Raw genomic sequence first — 14,808 nt, 5'->3', positions numbered from 1 at the left:
CGTCAGGCTTCCTCTTGTAACAACAGGTCATTCAGTTCTTCCAGTACGCGCTGAGGAGTGATGTCGATCAGGCTCTGGTGATAACCTTCTGCTGCATCGCCCTTACGCACCTTGTGGTAGCCCGTAATCAGGCGGATGACTCGCGCTTTGTGCGACAACGGCGGGGTAAAGTCCGGACTACTTGGACCATACAATGCTACCAGAGGTCGATTCAACGCGGCGGCAACGTGCATTAATCCAGAATCATTGGTGACAACCGCTTTGCAGGCGGCGAGAAGAATGACCGCCTGCTCCAGCTGTGTCTCACCCGCCAGATTGCGGCACCAGGCCTGCTGTTCAAGGCTCAGCGTAGCGAGGATCTCATTTCCGGCTTCGTGGTCTTTTGCCGAGCCAAACAGCACAATCTGATGACCTTCATCGATCAATTGTTTCGCCAGTTCCGCATAGTGATAATGTGGCCAGCGTTTCGCCGGACCAAATTCCGCACCTGGGCAAAAACCGATGATCGGACGTTCGGCAGAAAGAGAAAACTGACTACAGGTCAGTGATTTTTCACCTTCGCTGACCTGCAACTGCGGCCATAGCAGAGGCTGCGGCAAATCTTTGGCCGTCAGCATCACGCCTTTATCATAGGCCAGAGCCACATAGCGCTCGACCATCAACGGCCATGCTTCTTTATCCAACACGCGCGCATCGTTTAGGAGGCCGTAGCGCATCTCTCCACGCCAGCCGGTACGATGGGGAATGCCAGCAAAAAAGGGCACCAGAGCGGATTTAAAAGAGTTGGGTAGCACCCAGGCGCGATCATAGCGTTTCTCACGCAGGCTATGACCAAGCTTACGGCGCTCGCCGATCTCCAGCGCGCCATGTCCCAGCGGCATGGCGATGGCTTCGTTGACTTCAGGCATACGCGACAGCAGCGGACGGCACCACGCCGGTGCCATCACGTCGATTATCGCCTGGGGATAGCGCGCCTTGAGCGTGCGATAGAGACTTTGCGACATCATCATGTCGCCCACCCATGACGGGCCGATCACCAGTATTTTCATGCTAACTTCTTACGCGTCGCGGTTCAGCCAGGCCATATATTCCGTTACGCCTTCGGCAACGGTCTTAAACGGCTTGTCATAGCCCGCTGCGCGCAGGTTAGTCAGATCTGCCTGGGTAAATGCCTGGTAGCGGCCTTTCAGTTTTTCCGGGAATGGAATGTACTCAATGCTGCCTTTTTTATGGTACGCCAGCGTTGCATCGGCAACGGCCTGGAAAGATTCCGCGCGCCCGGTACCGAGGTTAAAGATGCCGGAAACCCCGTTTTCGAGGAACCACAGATTTACCGCCGCCACATCGCCAACATAAACGAAATCACGTTTGAAGTTTTCACTGCCTTCGAACAGTTTTGGTGTTTCGCCATTGTTAAGCTGGGTGTTGAGGTGGAAAGCGACGCTTGCCATGCTGCCTTTGTGGCCTTCACGCGGTCCGTAGACGTTGAAATAGCGGAAGCCAACAATCTGAGAGTTGGCTTCTGGCAGGATCTGGCGCACGTATTCGTCGAACAGGAATTTTGAGTAGCCATAGACGTTCAGTGGTTTCTCATATTCACGGGATTCGATGAAATCAGATGTACGACCGCCGTAAGTCGCGGCGGAAGAGGCGTACAGGAACGGAATTTCACGCTCCAGGCAGTAGTGCAGCAGCTCTTTGGAGTATTGATAATTGTTATCCATCATATACTTGCCATCCCACTCGGTGGTGGAGGAGCATGCGCCTTCGTGGAAAATCGCTTCGATATCGCCGAAATCTTCGCCAGCCATAATCTGGATCAGGAAGTCTTCCTTATCCATGTAGTCAGCAATATTCAGGTCCACCAGGTTAACAAATTTAGTGCCGTCTTTCAGGTTGTCCACCACCAGAATATCGGTGATGCCTTTATCATTCAGGGACTTAACGATGTTGCTGCCGATAAATCCCGCGCCGCCGGTAACGATGATCATAAATGTAACCTTCGAATTATGGAGTCAGAGACAATCTCAGACACGAATACTTCTATCATATCACTACATGGTCCAGGCTTCAGCCATTCACCGATAAGCTGTGCGGGTACGCGTGATTTATGCTTCATTTTGAAGAAGTGATGATGCGTCATCTCGTATCAATGTATAGCTTTGGGTAATATGTGCTGAAATTTGCCCAGTCTGGAGAATTGAAATGCGTGGGGATTTTTACAAACAGTTAACCAACGATCTCGAAACCGCACGTGCGGAAGGATTGTTTAAAGAAGAGCGCATTATTACATCTGCCCAGCAGGCGGATATCACCGTGGCAGATGGAAGCCACGTTATTAACTTTTGTGCGAACAACTATCTGGGACTGGCTAACCACCCGGAACTGATTGCCGCGGCAAAAGCGGGTATGGATTCTCACGGGTTTGGTATGGCTTCGGTACGCTTTATTTGCGGTACCCAGGACAGCCATAAGCAACTGGAGCAAAAACTGGCGGCTTTCCTTGGTATGGAAGATGCCATCCTTTACTCTTCCTGCTTTGACGCCAACGGCGGCCTGTTTGAAACGCTGTTGGGCGCAGAAGACGCGATCATCTCCGATGCCCTGAACCATGCTTCAATCATTGATGGCGTTCGTCTGTGTAAAGCGAAGCGTTTCCGTTACGCCAACAACGACATGGCCGAGCTGGAAGCGCGTCTGAAAGAGGCGCGCGAAGCGGGGGCTCGTCATATCCTGATTGCCACCGATGGCGTGTTCTCTATGGATGGCGTGATTGCGAACCTGAAAGGCGTCTGCGATCTGGCGGACAAGTACGATGCGCTGGTCATGGTTGATGACTCCCATGCGGTCGGCTTTGTCGGCGAAAATGGTCGTGGCTCTCATGAATACTGTGACGTGATGGGCCGTGTGGACATCATTACCGGTACGCTGGGTAAAGCGCTCGGCGGCGCATCCGGTGGTTATACCGCAGCGCGTAAGGAAGTGGTGGAGTGGCTGCGCCAGCGTTCACGTCCGTATCTGTTCTCCAACTCACTGGCTCCGGCGATTGTGGCTGCTTCCATTAAAGTGCTGGAAATGGTCGAGGAAGGTAGCGAACTGCGCGATCGCCTGTGGGCGAACGCGCGCCAGTTCCGCGAGCAAATGTCTGCCGCAGGCTTTACCTTAGCCGGTGCGGACCACGCGATTATCCCGGTTATGCTGGGTGATGCGGTGGTGGCGCAGGAGTTTGCCCGTGAGCTGCAAAAAGAGGGGATTTACGTTACTGGATTCTTCTATCCAGTGGTTCCAAAAGGCCAGGCGCGTATCCGTACTCAGATGTCTGCAGCGCATACCCCTGAGCAGATTACGCGTGCTGTTGAGGCGTTCACACGCATTGGTAAACAACTGGGCGTTATTGCCTGAGGATGTGAAATGAAAGCGTTATCCAAACTGAAAGCGGAAGAGGGCATTTGGATGACCGACGTTCCTGAACCGGAAGTCGGCCATAACGATTTGCTGATTAAAATCCGTAAAACAGCCATCTGCGGGACTGACGTTCACATTTATAACTGGGATGACTGGTCGCAAAAAACCATCCCGGTTCCGATGGTCGTGGGGCATGAATATGTCGGCGAAGTTGTTGGCATTGGTCAGGAAGTTAAAGGCTTTAAAATCGGCGATCGCGTTTCTGGCGAAGGTCATATCACCTGTGGGCATTGCCGTAACTGCCGCGGTGGGCGTACGCACCTGTGTCGCAATACGACCGGTGTCGGTGTAAACCGTCCTGGTTGTTTTGCACAATACCTGGTGATCCCGGCATTTAACGCGTTTAAAATCCCGGACAATATCTCCGATGATCTGGCGTCCATCTTCGATCCGTTCGGTAATGCGGTGCACACGGCGCTGTCGTTCGATCTGGTGGGTGAAGATGTGCTGGTATCCGGCGCGGGTCCAATCGGTATTATGGCGGCGGCGGTCGCGAAGCACGTTGGCGCACGCCACGTGGTGATCACCGACGTGAATGAGTATCGTCTTGAGCTGGCACGCAAAATGGGCATCACCCGTGCGGTCAACGTATCGAAAGAGAATTTGACCGACGTGATGGCTGAGCTGGGTATGACCGAAGGGTTTGATGTAGGCCTGGAGATGTCCGGCGCGCCGCCAGCGTTTCGCACCATGCTGGACACCATGAACCACGGTGGCCGTATTGCTATGCTGGGGATCCCTCCGTCAGATATGTCTATCGACTGGACAAAGGTTATCTTTAAGGGGCTGTTTATTAAAGGTATCTACGGTCGCGAGATGTTTGAAACCTGGTACAAAATGGCTGCACTGATTCAGTCTGGTTTGGATTTGTCGCCAATCATCACCCATCGATTCTCGATCGATGAATTCCAGCAAGGCTTTGACGCGATGCGTTCAGGCCAGTCAGGGAAAGTGATCCTGAGCTGGGATTAACCGTATCCACGTAGTGGATTCTGTATGTAATCCCCGGATGTTGACTATCGTTAACTCTCCGGGGATTTTTTTGTTTGCTGCACTCACTCATCCGGCGCATTTTCCGCTAAAGTTTTGAGAAATTTTCTCTGAAGATTTACCGCTAAATATGTTAGAAATTGCCGTTAATTATACTGTTTGGCAGGATTTGACATGACCTATACCCCCGGCCTATTGAGCGTCATTATGCCGCTCTACAATACGGGTGAACCATTCATTGCGTGTATGGATTCGCTGATTGCGCAAACGTGGAAAAATCTGGAGATCATCATTGTTAATGATGGCTCTACGGATAACTCTGCGCAGCTCGCACAGGCATATGCGGATCGTTATCCGCACGTTCATCTACTGCATCGGCGGAACGGGGGAGTCTCAGCGGCGCGTAATACCGGGATGGAAGTCGCCAGGGGTGAGTACATCGCTTATGTTGACGGCGATGATATTGCTTATCCGGAAATGTATGAAACGTTGATGAATATGGCGCTGCAGGACAATCTGGATGTGGCGCAGTGCAATGCCGATTGGTGTATTGCGGAGACGGGGCATACATGGGCATCCATTCCTACCGATCGTATACGTTCTACTGACGTGATGACCGGACCGGACTGGTTAAGAAAAGCGTTAGCCAGCCGCCGCTGGCGGCATGTTGTCTGGATGGGCGTATATCGTCATCAGACGATCCGCGACGCGGGGCTGACCTTCCTGTCTGGCCTGCACCACCAGGATATCATCTGGACCACGGAATTTATGTTTAACGCCAAACGCACGCGCTATACGGAAGTTCCATTGTACAAATACTTTCTGCACGGCGCGTCCGTGAGTCGTCTGCCGCGTACCGGGCTGAAGAACCTCGCCTATCAGCGCCACTACATCAAAATTACCCGCCTGCTCGACAAGATGAATCACGAGTACGCCGGGCGCATTCCCATTTACCCGGAATTCAAACAGCAGGTGATTTACGAAGCGCTACGCGTTTGTCATTGCATACGTAAAGAGCCGGATGAAAAAATCCGCCAGCGTATGATTGCTGAAGTATTTGTGTCGGGTATGTTCAAACGGATGGTAAGTAATATCTGCAGCGTTAAGCTGGGTTATCAGGTGCTGCTGTGGGCCATCCGTTTTAGCCAGTGGCGCGATAAATCACTGACGCCGCGCCGCCTGGCCCATTTAACGCTGGAACTTAACGACTGATTATTGCCAGCCCTGCCACTGCAGGCGCATATACTGCACCAGCGTACTTTGGGTGATGCTTTCACCGAGTACGGTGAAGAATCGACTGGCGTAAATGGGTTCTAACGGCTGTTTCGGTTTGCACAATTTCACACCACGGAAAGGATTACGTGGTGCGCTGTTATTCGGCGGCGTGAGGTTGGGTCTGGAGGTATCGACCTGCGGTTCATTGAGCAGACTGCTCGGGCGAACCAGCGTAATATCGGCTGGCAGATTATAAAGCATCTGCTGTAATACTCGCACCGTGGAAGGGTGAGGGTGACCAATGGCGATTGCTGAGCCGTTGCGGCGTGCAAGATCGACGGCGCGAGTAAACTGACGACGAATGTCAGCTTCATTTTGTGTGTCATCCAGGAAGACTTTGCGTTTGATGACCTTCACACCGGTTCCTGACGCTGCGCGCATGGCCTGGCTGTTGCCGATAGTCATGCTGTCCAGAAAGTAGAGATCGTAACGCTCCAGCGCCTGCATCACCTTCTGCATGCCAAACAGGCTGGAAGTCATCGCGCTACCCATATGGTTGTTCAGCCCCACGGCATTCGGCACTTTACTTACCGCGTCGCGAATAATGCGCTCAATCTCTTCGCTGCTCATTTCCGGGCGCAAAGTATCTTTCTCTAACGGTTGTTTGCTCAGCGGCGCCATCGGCAGATGGATTAACACTTCATGCCCGCTGTTATGCGCTTTAATCGCCATTTCACGCGCGTGTGGGGCATTAGGGAGAACGGCAACCGAGATGGTGGAAGGCATCGCCAGTACTTGATTTTCAGTTTGTGGACGATAGCCGAAATCATCAATAACGATGGCGAGTTTGCCAGCAAAAACAGGTGTTACGAAGGCCAGCACGCTGGCAAGAGAGAGTAATTGACGACGAAATTGAGGCAAAACTTATCTTCCCAACCACGGCTGTGGATTGACCGCCTGACCCTGGCGACGAATTTCGAAATAGAGTGCCGGCCTGCCCTGACCGCCGCTGCTACCCACAAGTGCAATAGGCTGCCCGGCGCGAACCTGCGTACCGACGCTGACCAGCGCGCTCTGGTTATAACCGTACAGGCTCATATCGCCTTTACCGTGCTCAACCACCACCACCAGGCCATAGCCCTGCAGCCAGTCCGCCAGAATGACGCGACCATCGGCAATGGCTTTAACTTCGGTGCCTTCGGATGCGCCAATAACCATACCCTTCCAACGTAGCTCACCCTGCAGTTGTTCGCCATAACGATGCAGCGTTGGGCCACGAACGGGCCAGAATGCCTGGCCGCGCGGCGAACCCAGGCCACCGGTACGGGACATCAGTGATTTTTCGCTTTCGGTCGGCTTGTAGGTCGAGCCTTTTCGTGACGCATCCTTCTGCTTATCACGTACGGCCTGCGCCTCGCGCGCTTCACGTTCCGCGCGCGCTTTGGCCGCGGCTTCGGCGCGAGCAATGCTGTTGCGCAGACGGGATTCGTTAGCGCGCATTTCGCCCAGTTGCTGCTGGCCCTGTTGAATTGATGATTCCAGACCCGACAGTGTTTTCTGGCGTTCGTTACGCGCCTGCTCCAGCTTAGCCTGCTGAGCGCGTTGTTCGTACAGCAGGGTCTGCTGTTCGCTCTGCTTATCTTCCAGCTCGGCTTTTTGCGAGTCGACCTCTTCGCGGGTTTGTTTCAGCTGCGCGATAGTTTCTTGCCGCGCCTGGTTCAGGTAGCCGAAATAGGCCTGCAGGCGCTGTCCGCGCTGGCTTTCTTCGCCGCTGAGGATGAGCTGAATACCGGTGTGTTCACCCTGGCGAAACGCGGCGTCTAACTGTGCTGCCAGGCTGCGCTCTTGCGCTGCCCGCTGCTTTTCCAGCTTCGCGAGCGCGGCGTTCATCTCAGCGATTTGTGCATTCAGCTGTGCCAATGAGTTTTGTGTTTCGCGCAGTTGCCTTGCGGCGACGGCAATAGCCTGTTCCTGAGCTTTAAGCTGAGCGAGGAGAGTGGAACGTTGTTGTTGCTGTTGGCGTACCGCGCGTTCTTTTGCCGCGATATCGGCCTGAATAGATTTGAGCTGATCGCGTTCGTCCGCGTGGGCGGAAAAGGCGCACAGCAATACGCCAGCGCTAAGCGCGCTGGCGTAGAACAAGGGCCTGACTGAAAACTTTGGCAGTTTCACGGCCCGAGTGATGGTATTAATCGCCTTTCCCCTCATGGGGAGGGATTATTCCACGATGAACAGCGGCTTACCAGTCATCTCTTGCGGGATTTCCATACCCATCAGCGTCAGCATCGTCGGGGCGATATCCGAAAGTTTACCGCCTTCGACCGCTTTAACGTTTTTACCACCGACATAAATCAGCGGAACCGGCAGGTTGGTATGCGCGGTATGCGCCTGGCCAGTAGACGGATCGCGCATTTGCTCTGCGTTACCGTGGTCTGCGGTGATCAGCAGCTGTCCACCAACGGATTCAACGGCTTTCGCTACCTGCTCAACGCAATGGTCCAGCGCTTCAACCGCTTTAACCGCTGCTTCCATCACCCCGGTGTGGCCAACCATGTCGCCGTTCGGGTAGTTACAAATGATGGTGTCGTATTTACCACTCTCAATCGCTGCAACCAGCTTCTCGGTCAGTTCAGCAGAACTCATTTCCGGCTGCAGATCGTAGGTAGCGACTTTCGGAGAGTTGATCAGAATACGGTCTTCGCCTTTGAACGGCTCTTCTACACCGCCGTTGAAGAAGAAGGTTACGTGCGCATATTTTTCAGTTTCGGAAATACGCAGCTGCGTTTTTTCGTTCTTCGCCATCCACTCGCCAAAGGTGTTGGCCAGAGATGCTGGTGGGTAAGCAACCGCAGTTTTGATGTCTGCCGCGTATTCGGTCAGCATCACAAAGTTGAGGTTAACGACTTTCTTACGGGCGAAGCCGTCGAAATCAGCGTTAACAAATGCGCGAGTGATTTCACGCGCACGGTCAGCACGGAAGTTCATGAAAATCAGCGTATCGCCGTCTTCCATAGCTGCATCTGCCTGACCTTCGGCACGGATCACGGTCGCTTTGACGAATTCGTCGTTTTCGTCGCGGGCATAAGCAGCCTGCAGGCCTTCAACCGCCGTAGCGAACTGGAACTCGCCCTTTGCCAGCGTCATCAGATCGTAAGCCTGTTCTACGCGATCCCAACGGTTGTCGCGGTCCATAGCGTAGTAACGACCGATGATGGACGCTACGCGACCTTTGCCCAGCGCGGCAAATTTCTCTTCGAATTTCTGCAGGGAATGTTCAGCGCTGCGCGGCGGGGTATCACGACCATCAAGGAAAGCGTGCAGATAGATTTTTTCCGCACCGCGTTCAGCGGCCAGTTCTACCATCGCCATGATGTGATCTTCATGGCTGTGAACGCCGCCAGCAGAGAGCAGACCCATGATGTGTACCGCTTTTCCGGCATTTTTTGCCTGGTCGACCGCGTGGGTCAGCACCGGGTTAGCGAAGAAAGTACGTTCTTTGATTTCGACATCCAGACGGGTAAGGTCCTGATACACGATACGGCCCGCGCCCAGGTTGACGTGACCCACTTCGGAGTTGCCCATCTGGCGATCGGGCAGGCCGACTTCCAGACCAGACGCATCAATCAGGGTATGCGGACGTTTTGCCCACAGCGCATCCATTACCGGGGTTTTAGCACTAAAAATGGCGTTATCCTGGCTGTCTTCGCGATAGCCGTAGCCATCCAGAATCACCAGTACCATAGGTTTTTTAGAAACCGACATTGCGACAACCTCACACTCAATAGATAAAAAATAATTGCGTAATTTTACTACAGCTGAATCGATAAAGTAGCCCCCGAAGATCAAATAATGGGGGATCGCGTGCCAGGGGGAACACCGATTTACATTTTTTTTTCCGTAGCGCCCCGCAAAAATGCAATCCAATGCACGCTCTGGCTGTATTTGCGCCAACGCGCAGGTATACTCCTTTCCTGGTTTTTTTAATCACTAGTCGGGAGTTGTTACCCCCCATGCAAGAAATTATGCAATTTGTTAGTCGCCACCCTGTCTTGAGTATCGCCTGGATTGCGTTACTGGCGGCTGTATTATTTACCACGTTTAAGAGCCTGACCTCAAAAGTGAAGGTGATTACTCGCGGCGAAGCTACACGTCTCATCAATAAAGAAGACGCCGTTGTTGTGGATTTACGCCAGCGCGACGACTTCCGCAAAGGCCATATCGCAGGCTCCACTAACCTGCTGCCGAGCGAAATCAAAGCCAACAATTTTGGCGAGCTTGAAAAACACAAAAACAAACCTGTGATTGTGGTTGATGGTTCAGGCATGCAGTGCCAGGATTCAGCAACTGCGCTGATTAAAGCCGGTTTTGAGCAGGTATCCGTACTGAAAGACGGCGTAGCGGGCTGGAGTGGTGAGAATCTGCCACTGGTTCGCGGCAAGTAATTTACCCGTCTTCTTTCATGCCGCTGGGTAAAAAGAACACTGGAGATAAGTCATGGCCAATATTGAGATCTATACCAAAGCAACCTGCCCGTTTTGCCATCGCGCAAAAGCGCTGTTGAACAGCAAGGGTGTGAGTTTCCAGGAACTTCCGATTGACGGCGATGCCGTAAAGCGTGAAGAGATGATCAAACGCAGTGGCCGTACGACGGTTCCGCAGATTTTTATTGATGCACAGCACATTGGCGGTTGTGACGACTTGTATGCGTTGGATGCGCGTGGTGGACTGGATCCCCTGCTGCGATAAGGCGTACTGAAAGTATTTAAAGGACAACACTAAGGGTTTTCTAAACATGTCAGAACAAAATAACACTGAAATGGCTTTCCAGATCCAACGTATCTATACCAAGGATGTATCTTTCGAAGCGCCAAATGCACCGCATGTTTTCCAGAAAGATTGGCAGCCAGAGGTTAAACTTGATCTTGATACCGCATCTACCCAACTGGCAGATGACGTGTATGAAGTAGTGCTGCGTGTCACCGTAACGGCTTCTCTTGGCGAAGAAACGGCGTTCCTGTGTGAAGTTCAGCAGGGCGGTATTTTCTCCATCAGTGGTATCGAAGGGACTCAGATGGCGCATTGTCTGGGCGCATACTGCCCGAACATTCTGTTCCCGTATGCCCGCGAATGCATCACCAGTCTGGTTTCACGCGGTACGTTCCCGCAACTGAACCTTGCGCCGGTCAACTTTGATGCGCTGTTCATGAACTATTTACAGCAGCAGGCTGGAGAAGGTACTGAAGAACATCAGGATGCCTGATGAACCAAAGTAATGCTTCAATGACTGTGATTGGTGCCGGCTCGTACGGCACCGCTCTTGCTATTACCCTGGCAAGAAATGGCCATCAGGTTGTGCTGTGGGGCCATGATCCAAAACATATCGCGACCCTTGAGCACGATCGCTGCAACGTCGCGTTCCTCCCTGATGTGCCTTTTCCCGACACGCTGCGCCTGGAAAGTGATTTAGCCACTGCGCTGGCCGCCAGCCGTAATATTCTGGTGGTGGTGCCGAGCCACGTCTTTGGCGAAGTGCTGCGTAACATCAAACCGCTGATGCGTCCTGATGCGCGTCTGGTCTGGGCGACAAAAGGTCTGGAAGCGGAAACAGGGCGTCTGCTGCAGGATGTGGCGCGTGAAGCGCTGGGAGATGCGATTCCATTGGCGGTCATCTCCGGCCCGACGTTCGCCAAAGAGCTGGCGGCGGGTATGCCGACGGCGATTTCTCTGGCCTCAACGGACGATACTTTCGCTGACGATCTCCAGCAGTTGCTGCACTGCGGCAAAAGCTTCCGCGTTTATAGCAACCCGGATTTCATTGGCGTGCAGCTTGGCGGCGCGGTGAAAAACGTCATTGCGATTGGTGCGGGGATGTCTGACGGCATCGGTTTTGGCGCAAATGCGCGAACCGCATTGATCACCCGTGGACTGACTGAAATGTCGCGTCTTGGCGCGGCGCTGGGTGCCGATCCTGCCACCTTTATGGGGATGGCGGGTTTAGGCGATCTGGTGCTGACCTGTACCGACAACCAGTCGCGCAACCGTCGATTTGGCATGATGCTCGGCCAGGGGATGGACGTGCAGGGTGCGCAGGACAAGATTGGTCAGGTGGTGGAAGGCTACCGCAATACGAAAGAAGTTCGTGAATTGGCGCACCGTTTTGGTGTTGAGATGCCAATAACCGAGGAAATTTATCAAGTATTGTATTGCGGAAAAAACGCGCGCGAGGCAGCATTAACGTTATTAGGCCGTGCGCGCAAGGACGAGCTGAGTCGCCACTAGCTGTAAGGATCTGTTGAATAATAACGACCCGACCCGCGAAGAACGGGTCGGTCGTTTTGCTACCTTCTGGAGTACGCAATGCCGTGTGAAGAACTGGATATCGTCTGGAAAAACATTAAAGCGGAAGCCCGGGCACTGGCGGAATGTGAGCCTATGCTGGCCAGTTTTTATCACGCAACGCTGCTCAAGCATGAAAACCTCGGCAGCGCGCTGAGCTATATGCTGGCGAATAAGCTCGCGTCTCCAATCATGCCTGCCATTGCGATTCGCGAAGTCGTGGAAGAGGCCTACGCGGCCGATCCTGAAATGATTGCCTCAGCGGCTTGTGATATCCAGGCGGTACGCACACGCGACCCGGCCGTCGACAAATATTCCACCCCACTTCTGTATCTGAAGGGCTTTCATGCGCTTCAGGCCTACCGCATCGGCCACTGGCTATGGCATCAGGGGCGTCAGGCGCTGGCAATCTTTCTGCAAAATCAGGTATCTGTTTCTTTCCAGGTAGATATTCATCCGGCGGCAAAAATTGGCCGTGGGATTATGCTCGATCACGCTACCGGTATTGTGGTGGGTGAAACCGCTGTAATTGAAAACGATGTCTCTATTTTGCAATCCGTTACGCTTGGCGGGACCGGTAAAGCGGGCGGCGATCGTCATCCAAAAATTCGTGAAGGGGTGATGATTGGCGCGGGCGCGAAAATTCTCGGCAACATTGAAGTCGGGCGCGGCGCAAAGATTGGCGCGGGTTCCGTCGTTTTACAACCCGTACCGCCACACACTACCGCCGCAGGTGTTCCGGCACGCATTGTCGGCAAACCTGACAGCGATAAGCCGTCTATGGATATGGATCAGCATTTCAACGGGATACATCATACGTTCGAGTACGGCGACGGCATCTGATTTCGAGCCATGCACGGTGGCGCTGCGTTTACTGGGCCTACGTGGTATTTGTAGGTCGGATAAGGCGTCAGCCGCCATCCGACAAATCAACTACGCAATACCGCGCCAGGATATCCCAACTGGCGCCAGGCTTCATACACCACCACCGACACCGCATTTGACAGGTTCATGCTACGACTGTCCGGCATCATCGGAATACGAATTTTTTGTTCGGCCGGCAGAGCGTCGAGGATACTGGCTGGCAGACCGCGTGTTTCCGGGCCAAACATAAGATAATCCCCATCCTGATAACTTACCGCGCTGTGCGCTGGCGTACCTTTGGTGGTCAGGGCAAACAGACGCTGCGGGTTTTCTGCGGCGACGAAGGCGGCGTAATCAGGGTGGCGCAGCACGGCGGTAAATTCATGATAATCCAGCCCCGCACGACGCAGGCGCTTGTCGTCCCAGGTAAAGCCCATCGGCTCAATAATATGCAGACGAAAACCGGTATTGGCGCAAAGACGGATAATATTGCCGGTATTTGGCGGAATTTCTGGTTCGAATAAAACGATGTTAAGCATACTGCCCCCTTAATTACGGGGGGCAGAATAGCAGAAAGAGCGGGTACTATGCGACGGTCAGCGTGTGCGGTTTATAGCGTTGCAGCTTGTAAATCGTCGCCGCAGCTGCGAGCAGCGCGGGAAGGCTAAGGAACATTAAGATACTATCAGCCTGCCATTGCAGGGAAAGCAGCTGGGCGCTCATCATCGTTCCGGCCACGCCGCCGAATCGGCCCACTCCCTGCATCCACGCAATACCCGTCGCGCGGCAGTGGGTAGGATAGAACGTCGCAGCCAGCGTCTGTAGCCCGGACTGCGCACCGTTCATGGTAATCCCCATCAGGAAGATCAGGGCGCCGAACAGGATGATATGGTTATGCTCAAAACCGAGGGCGAGGGCAAACAGCATCGTCAGGATAAAGCCGAGTGATACCACTTTATGTGCTTCCCAGCGATCCATTAACCAACCGGCCAGCAGGATCCCCGCCGTACCGCCGAAGGTAAACAGTGAGGTTAACCAGGCCGATTCCGCCAGTGGATAGCCCATGCCCAACATCAGGGTTGGCATCCAGCTCAGCAGTACGTAATAGATAACCAGCCCCATAAAGTAGGTCAGCCACAGCATCAGCGTGCCCGGCAGCCAGGGCATACTGAACAATTGCGCCACGCTGCCTTTTTTGACCGTAACCTTGTCTTCATCCAGATAAAACTGGGTGACCTGTTCCAGACTGCCCGACATAAAGCGTTGGGCAATACGTTTCACCTGCGCAACGCTTTTACCACGGTGCACCAAATACTTAACCGACTCCGGTAGGAACAGCACTAACAGCACAGTGAGCGTCAGCGGGGCGATTGCGCCAGCGAGCAGCACGCTGTGCCAGCCGTAGTTGGGGATCAGCCAGGAGGAGATGACGCCACCGCCCGCAGCCCCTAACGGAAAGCCGCAATACATGGTGTTTATTGCCATCGAACGGCAGCGTTTGGGCGCAAATTCTGACACAAGGGTAATGGCATTAGGCATTGCCGCGCCGAGTCCAAGCCCGGTGAGAAAGCGCCAAAATGTGAGCATATTCAGCGTCTGTGCATAGGCGGTGCCGAGACTGGCGAGACCAAAGAACAAACAGGAAAAGACCAGAACGCGCTTACGGCCCATCCGATCGGAAATCGGTCCGGCTAATAATGCGCCAAATGAGAGACCCAATAATGCGGCGCTTAAAACAGGCCCGAGATCCTGCTTCTGGATGCCCCAGTCGGCAGAGAGCGTGGGCGCAATATAACCCATCGCCGCGGTATCGAAGCCGTCAATGGCTAACACCAGAAAACCCAGGACAATAATCACCCAATGAAAGCGTGAAAAAGGACTGTCGTCTATCGCCTGCTGGATATTCACTTTACCGGAATAAGCCATGTCACCCTCGCC

Annotated in this window: 15 protein-coding genes; 8 read left to right on the top strand and 7 right to left on the bottom strand. The window is 53.6% G+C overall.

What is annotated here, in order from left to right:
* Positions 1-2: 2 nt before the first annotated feature.
* Both rfaF and rfaD read right to left on the bottom strand, forming a co-directional pair.
* A complete protein-coding gene (gene rfaF / locus FDW96_RS14260; RefSeq protein WP_137361681.1) occupies positions 3-1,049 on the bottom strand; it encodes an ADP-heptose--LPS heptosyltransferase RfaF in 1,047 nt (348 codons plus the stop codon).
* Positions 1,050-1,058: 9 nt separating this feature from the next.
* Positions 1,059-1,991 (bottom strand): ADP-glyceromanno-heptose 6-epimerase, encoded by a 933-nt coding sequence (gene rfaD / locus FDW96_RS14255; protein WP_003827312.1) that lies wholly within the window; start codon positions 1,989-1,991, stop codon positions 1,059-1,061.
* A gap of 214 nt (positions 1,992-2,205) precedes the next feature.
* Here rfaD and kbl point away from each other — a divergent pair, with 214 nt between their 5' ends.
* From kbl to FDW96_RS14240, 3 genes are all read left to right on the top strand, one after another.
* A complete protein-coding gene (kbl, locus tag FDW96_RS14250) occupies positions 2,206-3,402 on the top strand; it encodes a glycine C-acetyltransferase (protein ID WP_137365856.1) in 1,197 nt (398 codons plus the stop codon).
* Between the two features lie 9 nt (positions 3,403-3,411).
* Complete coding sequence (gene tdh, locus FDW96_RS14245) at positions 3,412-4,437, top strand: L-threonine 3-dehydrogenase (protein WP_137349133.1); 1,026 nt, start codon at positions 3,412-3,414, stop codon at positions 4,435-4,437.
* A 192-nt stretch (positions 4,438-4,629) separates the two neighbouring features.
* Positions 4,630-5,667, top strand: coding sequence for a glycosyltransferase (locus FDW96_RS14240; protein ID WP_137365855.1), 1,038 nt, complete (start codon positions 4,630-4,632; stop codon positions 5,665-5,667).
* On the opposite strand, the gene FDW96_RS14235 is transcribed toward FDW96_RS14240, so the two are convergent.
* The 3 genes from FDW96_RS14235 to gpmM are packed head-to-tail and all read right to left on the bottom strand — an operon-like array spanning position 5,668 to position 9,432.
* Complete coding sequence (locus tag FDW96_RS14235; protein ID WP_061380912.1) at positions 5,668-6,591, bottom strand: divergent polysaccharide deacetylase family protein; 924 nt, start codon at positions 6,589-6,591, stop codon at positions 5,668-5,670.
* Positions 6,592-6,594: 3 nt separating this feature from the next.
* A complete protein-coding gene (gene envC / locus FDW96_RS14230; RefSeq protein ID WP_233639320.1) occupies positions 6,595-7,854 on the bottom strand; it encodes a murein hydrolase activator EnvC in 1,260 nt (419 codons plus the stop codon).
* A 33-nt stretch (positions 7,855-7,887) separates the two neighbouring features.
* A complete protein-coding gene (gene gpmM, locus FDW96_RS14225; protein ID WP_042311597.1) occupies positions 7,888-9,432 on the bottom strand; it encodes a 2,3-bisphosphoglycerate-independent phosphoglycerate mutase in 1,545 nt (514 codons plus the stop codon).
* Between the two features lie 248 nt (positions 9,433-9,680).
* Between gpmM and FDW96_RS14220 the strand changes: the two genes are divergently transcribed.
* From FDW96_RS14220 to cysE, 5 genes are all read left to right on the top strand, one after another.
* Positions 9,681-10,112, top strand: a complete 432-nt coding sequence (locus FDW96_RS14220; protein WP_003024148.1) for a rhodanese-like domain-containing protein — start codon at positions 9,681-9,683, stop codon at positions 10,110-10,112.
* 52 nt (positions 10,113-10,164) lie between these two features.
* Positions 10,165-10,416: a glutaredoxin 3 gene (gene grxC / locus FDW96_RS14215; protein ID WP_003024152.1), complete on the top strand. Its 252-nt coding sequence runs from the start codon at positions 10,165-10,167 to the stop codon at positions 10,414-10,416.
* Positions 10,417-10,462: 46 nt separating this feature from the next.
* Positions 10,463-10,930, top strand: a complete 468-nt coding sequence (secB, locus tag FDW96_RS14210; protein WP_003024155.1) for a protein-export chaperone SecB — start codon at positions 10,463-10,465, stop codon at positions 10,928-10,930.
* Positions 10,930-11,949, top strand: coding sequence for an NAD(P)H-dependent glycerol-3-phosphate dehydrogenase (gene gpsA, locus FDW96_RS14205; RefSeq protein WP_137365854.1), 1,020 nt, complete (start codon positions 10,930-10,932; stop codon positions 11,947-11,949). Before secB ends, gpsA begins: the two co-directional genes overlap by 1 nt.
* Before the next feature lie 78 nt (positions 11,950-12,027).
* Positions 12,028-12,849, top strand: a complete 822-nt coding sequence (cysE, locus tag FDW96_RS14200; RefSeq protein WP_016154965.1) for a serine O-acetyltransferase — start codon at positions 12,028-12,030, stop codon at positions 12,847-12,849.
* 86 nt (positions 12,850-12,935) lie between these two features.
* Here cysE and trmL read toward each other — a convergent pair whose 3' ends face one another.
* Both trmL and FDW96_RS14190 read right to left on the bottom strand, forming a co-directional pair.
* A complete protein-coding gene (gene trmL / locus FDW96_RS14195; RefSeq protein ID WP_003827329.1) occupies positions 12,936-13,409 on the bottom strand; it encodes a tRNA (uridine(34)/cytosine(34)/5-carboxymethylaminomethyluridine(34)-2'-O)-methyltransferase TrmL in 474 nt (157 codons plus the stop codon).
* Positions 13,410-13,455: 46 nt separating this feature from the next.
* Positions 13,456-14,796, bottom strand: coding sequence for an aromatic acid/H+ symport family MFS transporter (locus tag FDW96_RS14190; RefSeq protein ID WP_137365853.1), 1,341 nt, complete (start codon positions 14,794-14,796; stop codon positions 13,456-13,458).
* Between the last annotated feature and the right edge of the window lie 12 nt (positions 14,797-14,808).

The sequence above is a fragment of the Citrobacter sp. TBCS-15 genome (genome assembly GCF_005280815.1).
GTDB lineage: Bacteria > Pseudomonadota > Gammaproteobacteria > Enterobacterales > Enterobacteriaceae > Citrobacter > Citrobacter werkmanii.
This window is presented reverse-complemented; position numbering and strand designations above follow the sequence as displayed.

Bases quoted from the DNA above. Each gene is read 5' to 3' on its own strand.
- rfaF (WP_137361681.1), bottom strand. From the start codon at position 1,049: ATGAAAATACTGGTGATCGGCCCGTCATGGGTGGGCGACATGATGATG.
- rfaD (WP_003827312.1), bottom strand. From the start codon at position 1,991: ATGATCATCGTTACCGGCGGCGCGGGATTTATCGGCAGCAACATCGTT.
- kbl (WP_137365856.1), top strand. From the start codon at position 2,206: ATGCGTGGGGATTTTTACAAACAGTTAACCAACGATCTCGAAACCGCA.
- tdh (WP_137349133.1), top strand. From the start codon at position 3,412: ATGAAAGCGTTATCCAAACTGAAAGCGGAAGAGGGCATTTGGATGACC.
- FDW96_RS14240 (WP_137365855.1), top strand. From the start codon at position 4,630: ATGACCTATACCCCCGGCCTATTGAGCGTCATTATGCCGCTCTACAAT.
- gpmM (WP_042311597.1), bottom strand. From the start codon at position 9,432: ATGTCGGTTTCTAAAAAACCTATGGTACTGGTGATTCTGGATGGCTAC.
- FDW96_RS14220 (WP_003024148.1), top strand. From the start codon at position 9,681: ATGCAAGAAATTATGCAATTTGTTAGTCGCCACCCTGTCTTGAGTATC.
- grxC (WP_003024152.1), top strand. From the start codon at position 10,165: ATGGCCAATATTGAGATCTATACCAAAGCAACCTGCCCGTTTTGCCAT.
- secB (WP_003024155.1), top strand. From the start codon at position 10,463: ATGTCAGAACAAAATAACACTGAAATGGCTTTCCAGATCCAACGTATC.
- gpsA (WP_137365854.1), top strand. From the start codon at position 10,930: ATGAACCAAAGTAATGCTTCAATGACTGTGATTGGTGCCGGCTCGTAC.
- cysE (WP_016154965.1), top strand. From the start codon at position 12,028: ATGCCGTGTGAAGAACTGGATATCGTCTGGAAAAACATTAAAGCGGAA.
- trmL (WP_003827329.1), bottom strand. From the start codon at position 13,409: ATGCTTAACATCGTTTTATTCGAACCAGAAATTCCGCCAAATACCGGC.
- FDW96_RS14190 (WP_137365853.1), bottom strand. From the start codon at position 14,796: ATGGCTTATTCCGGTAAAGTGAATATCCAGCAGGCGATAGACGACAGT.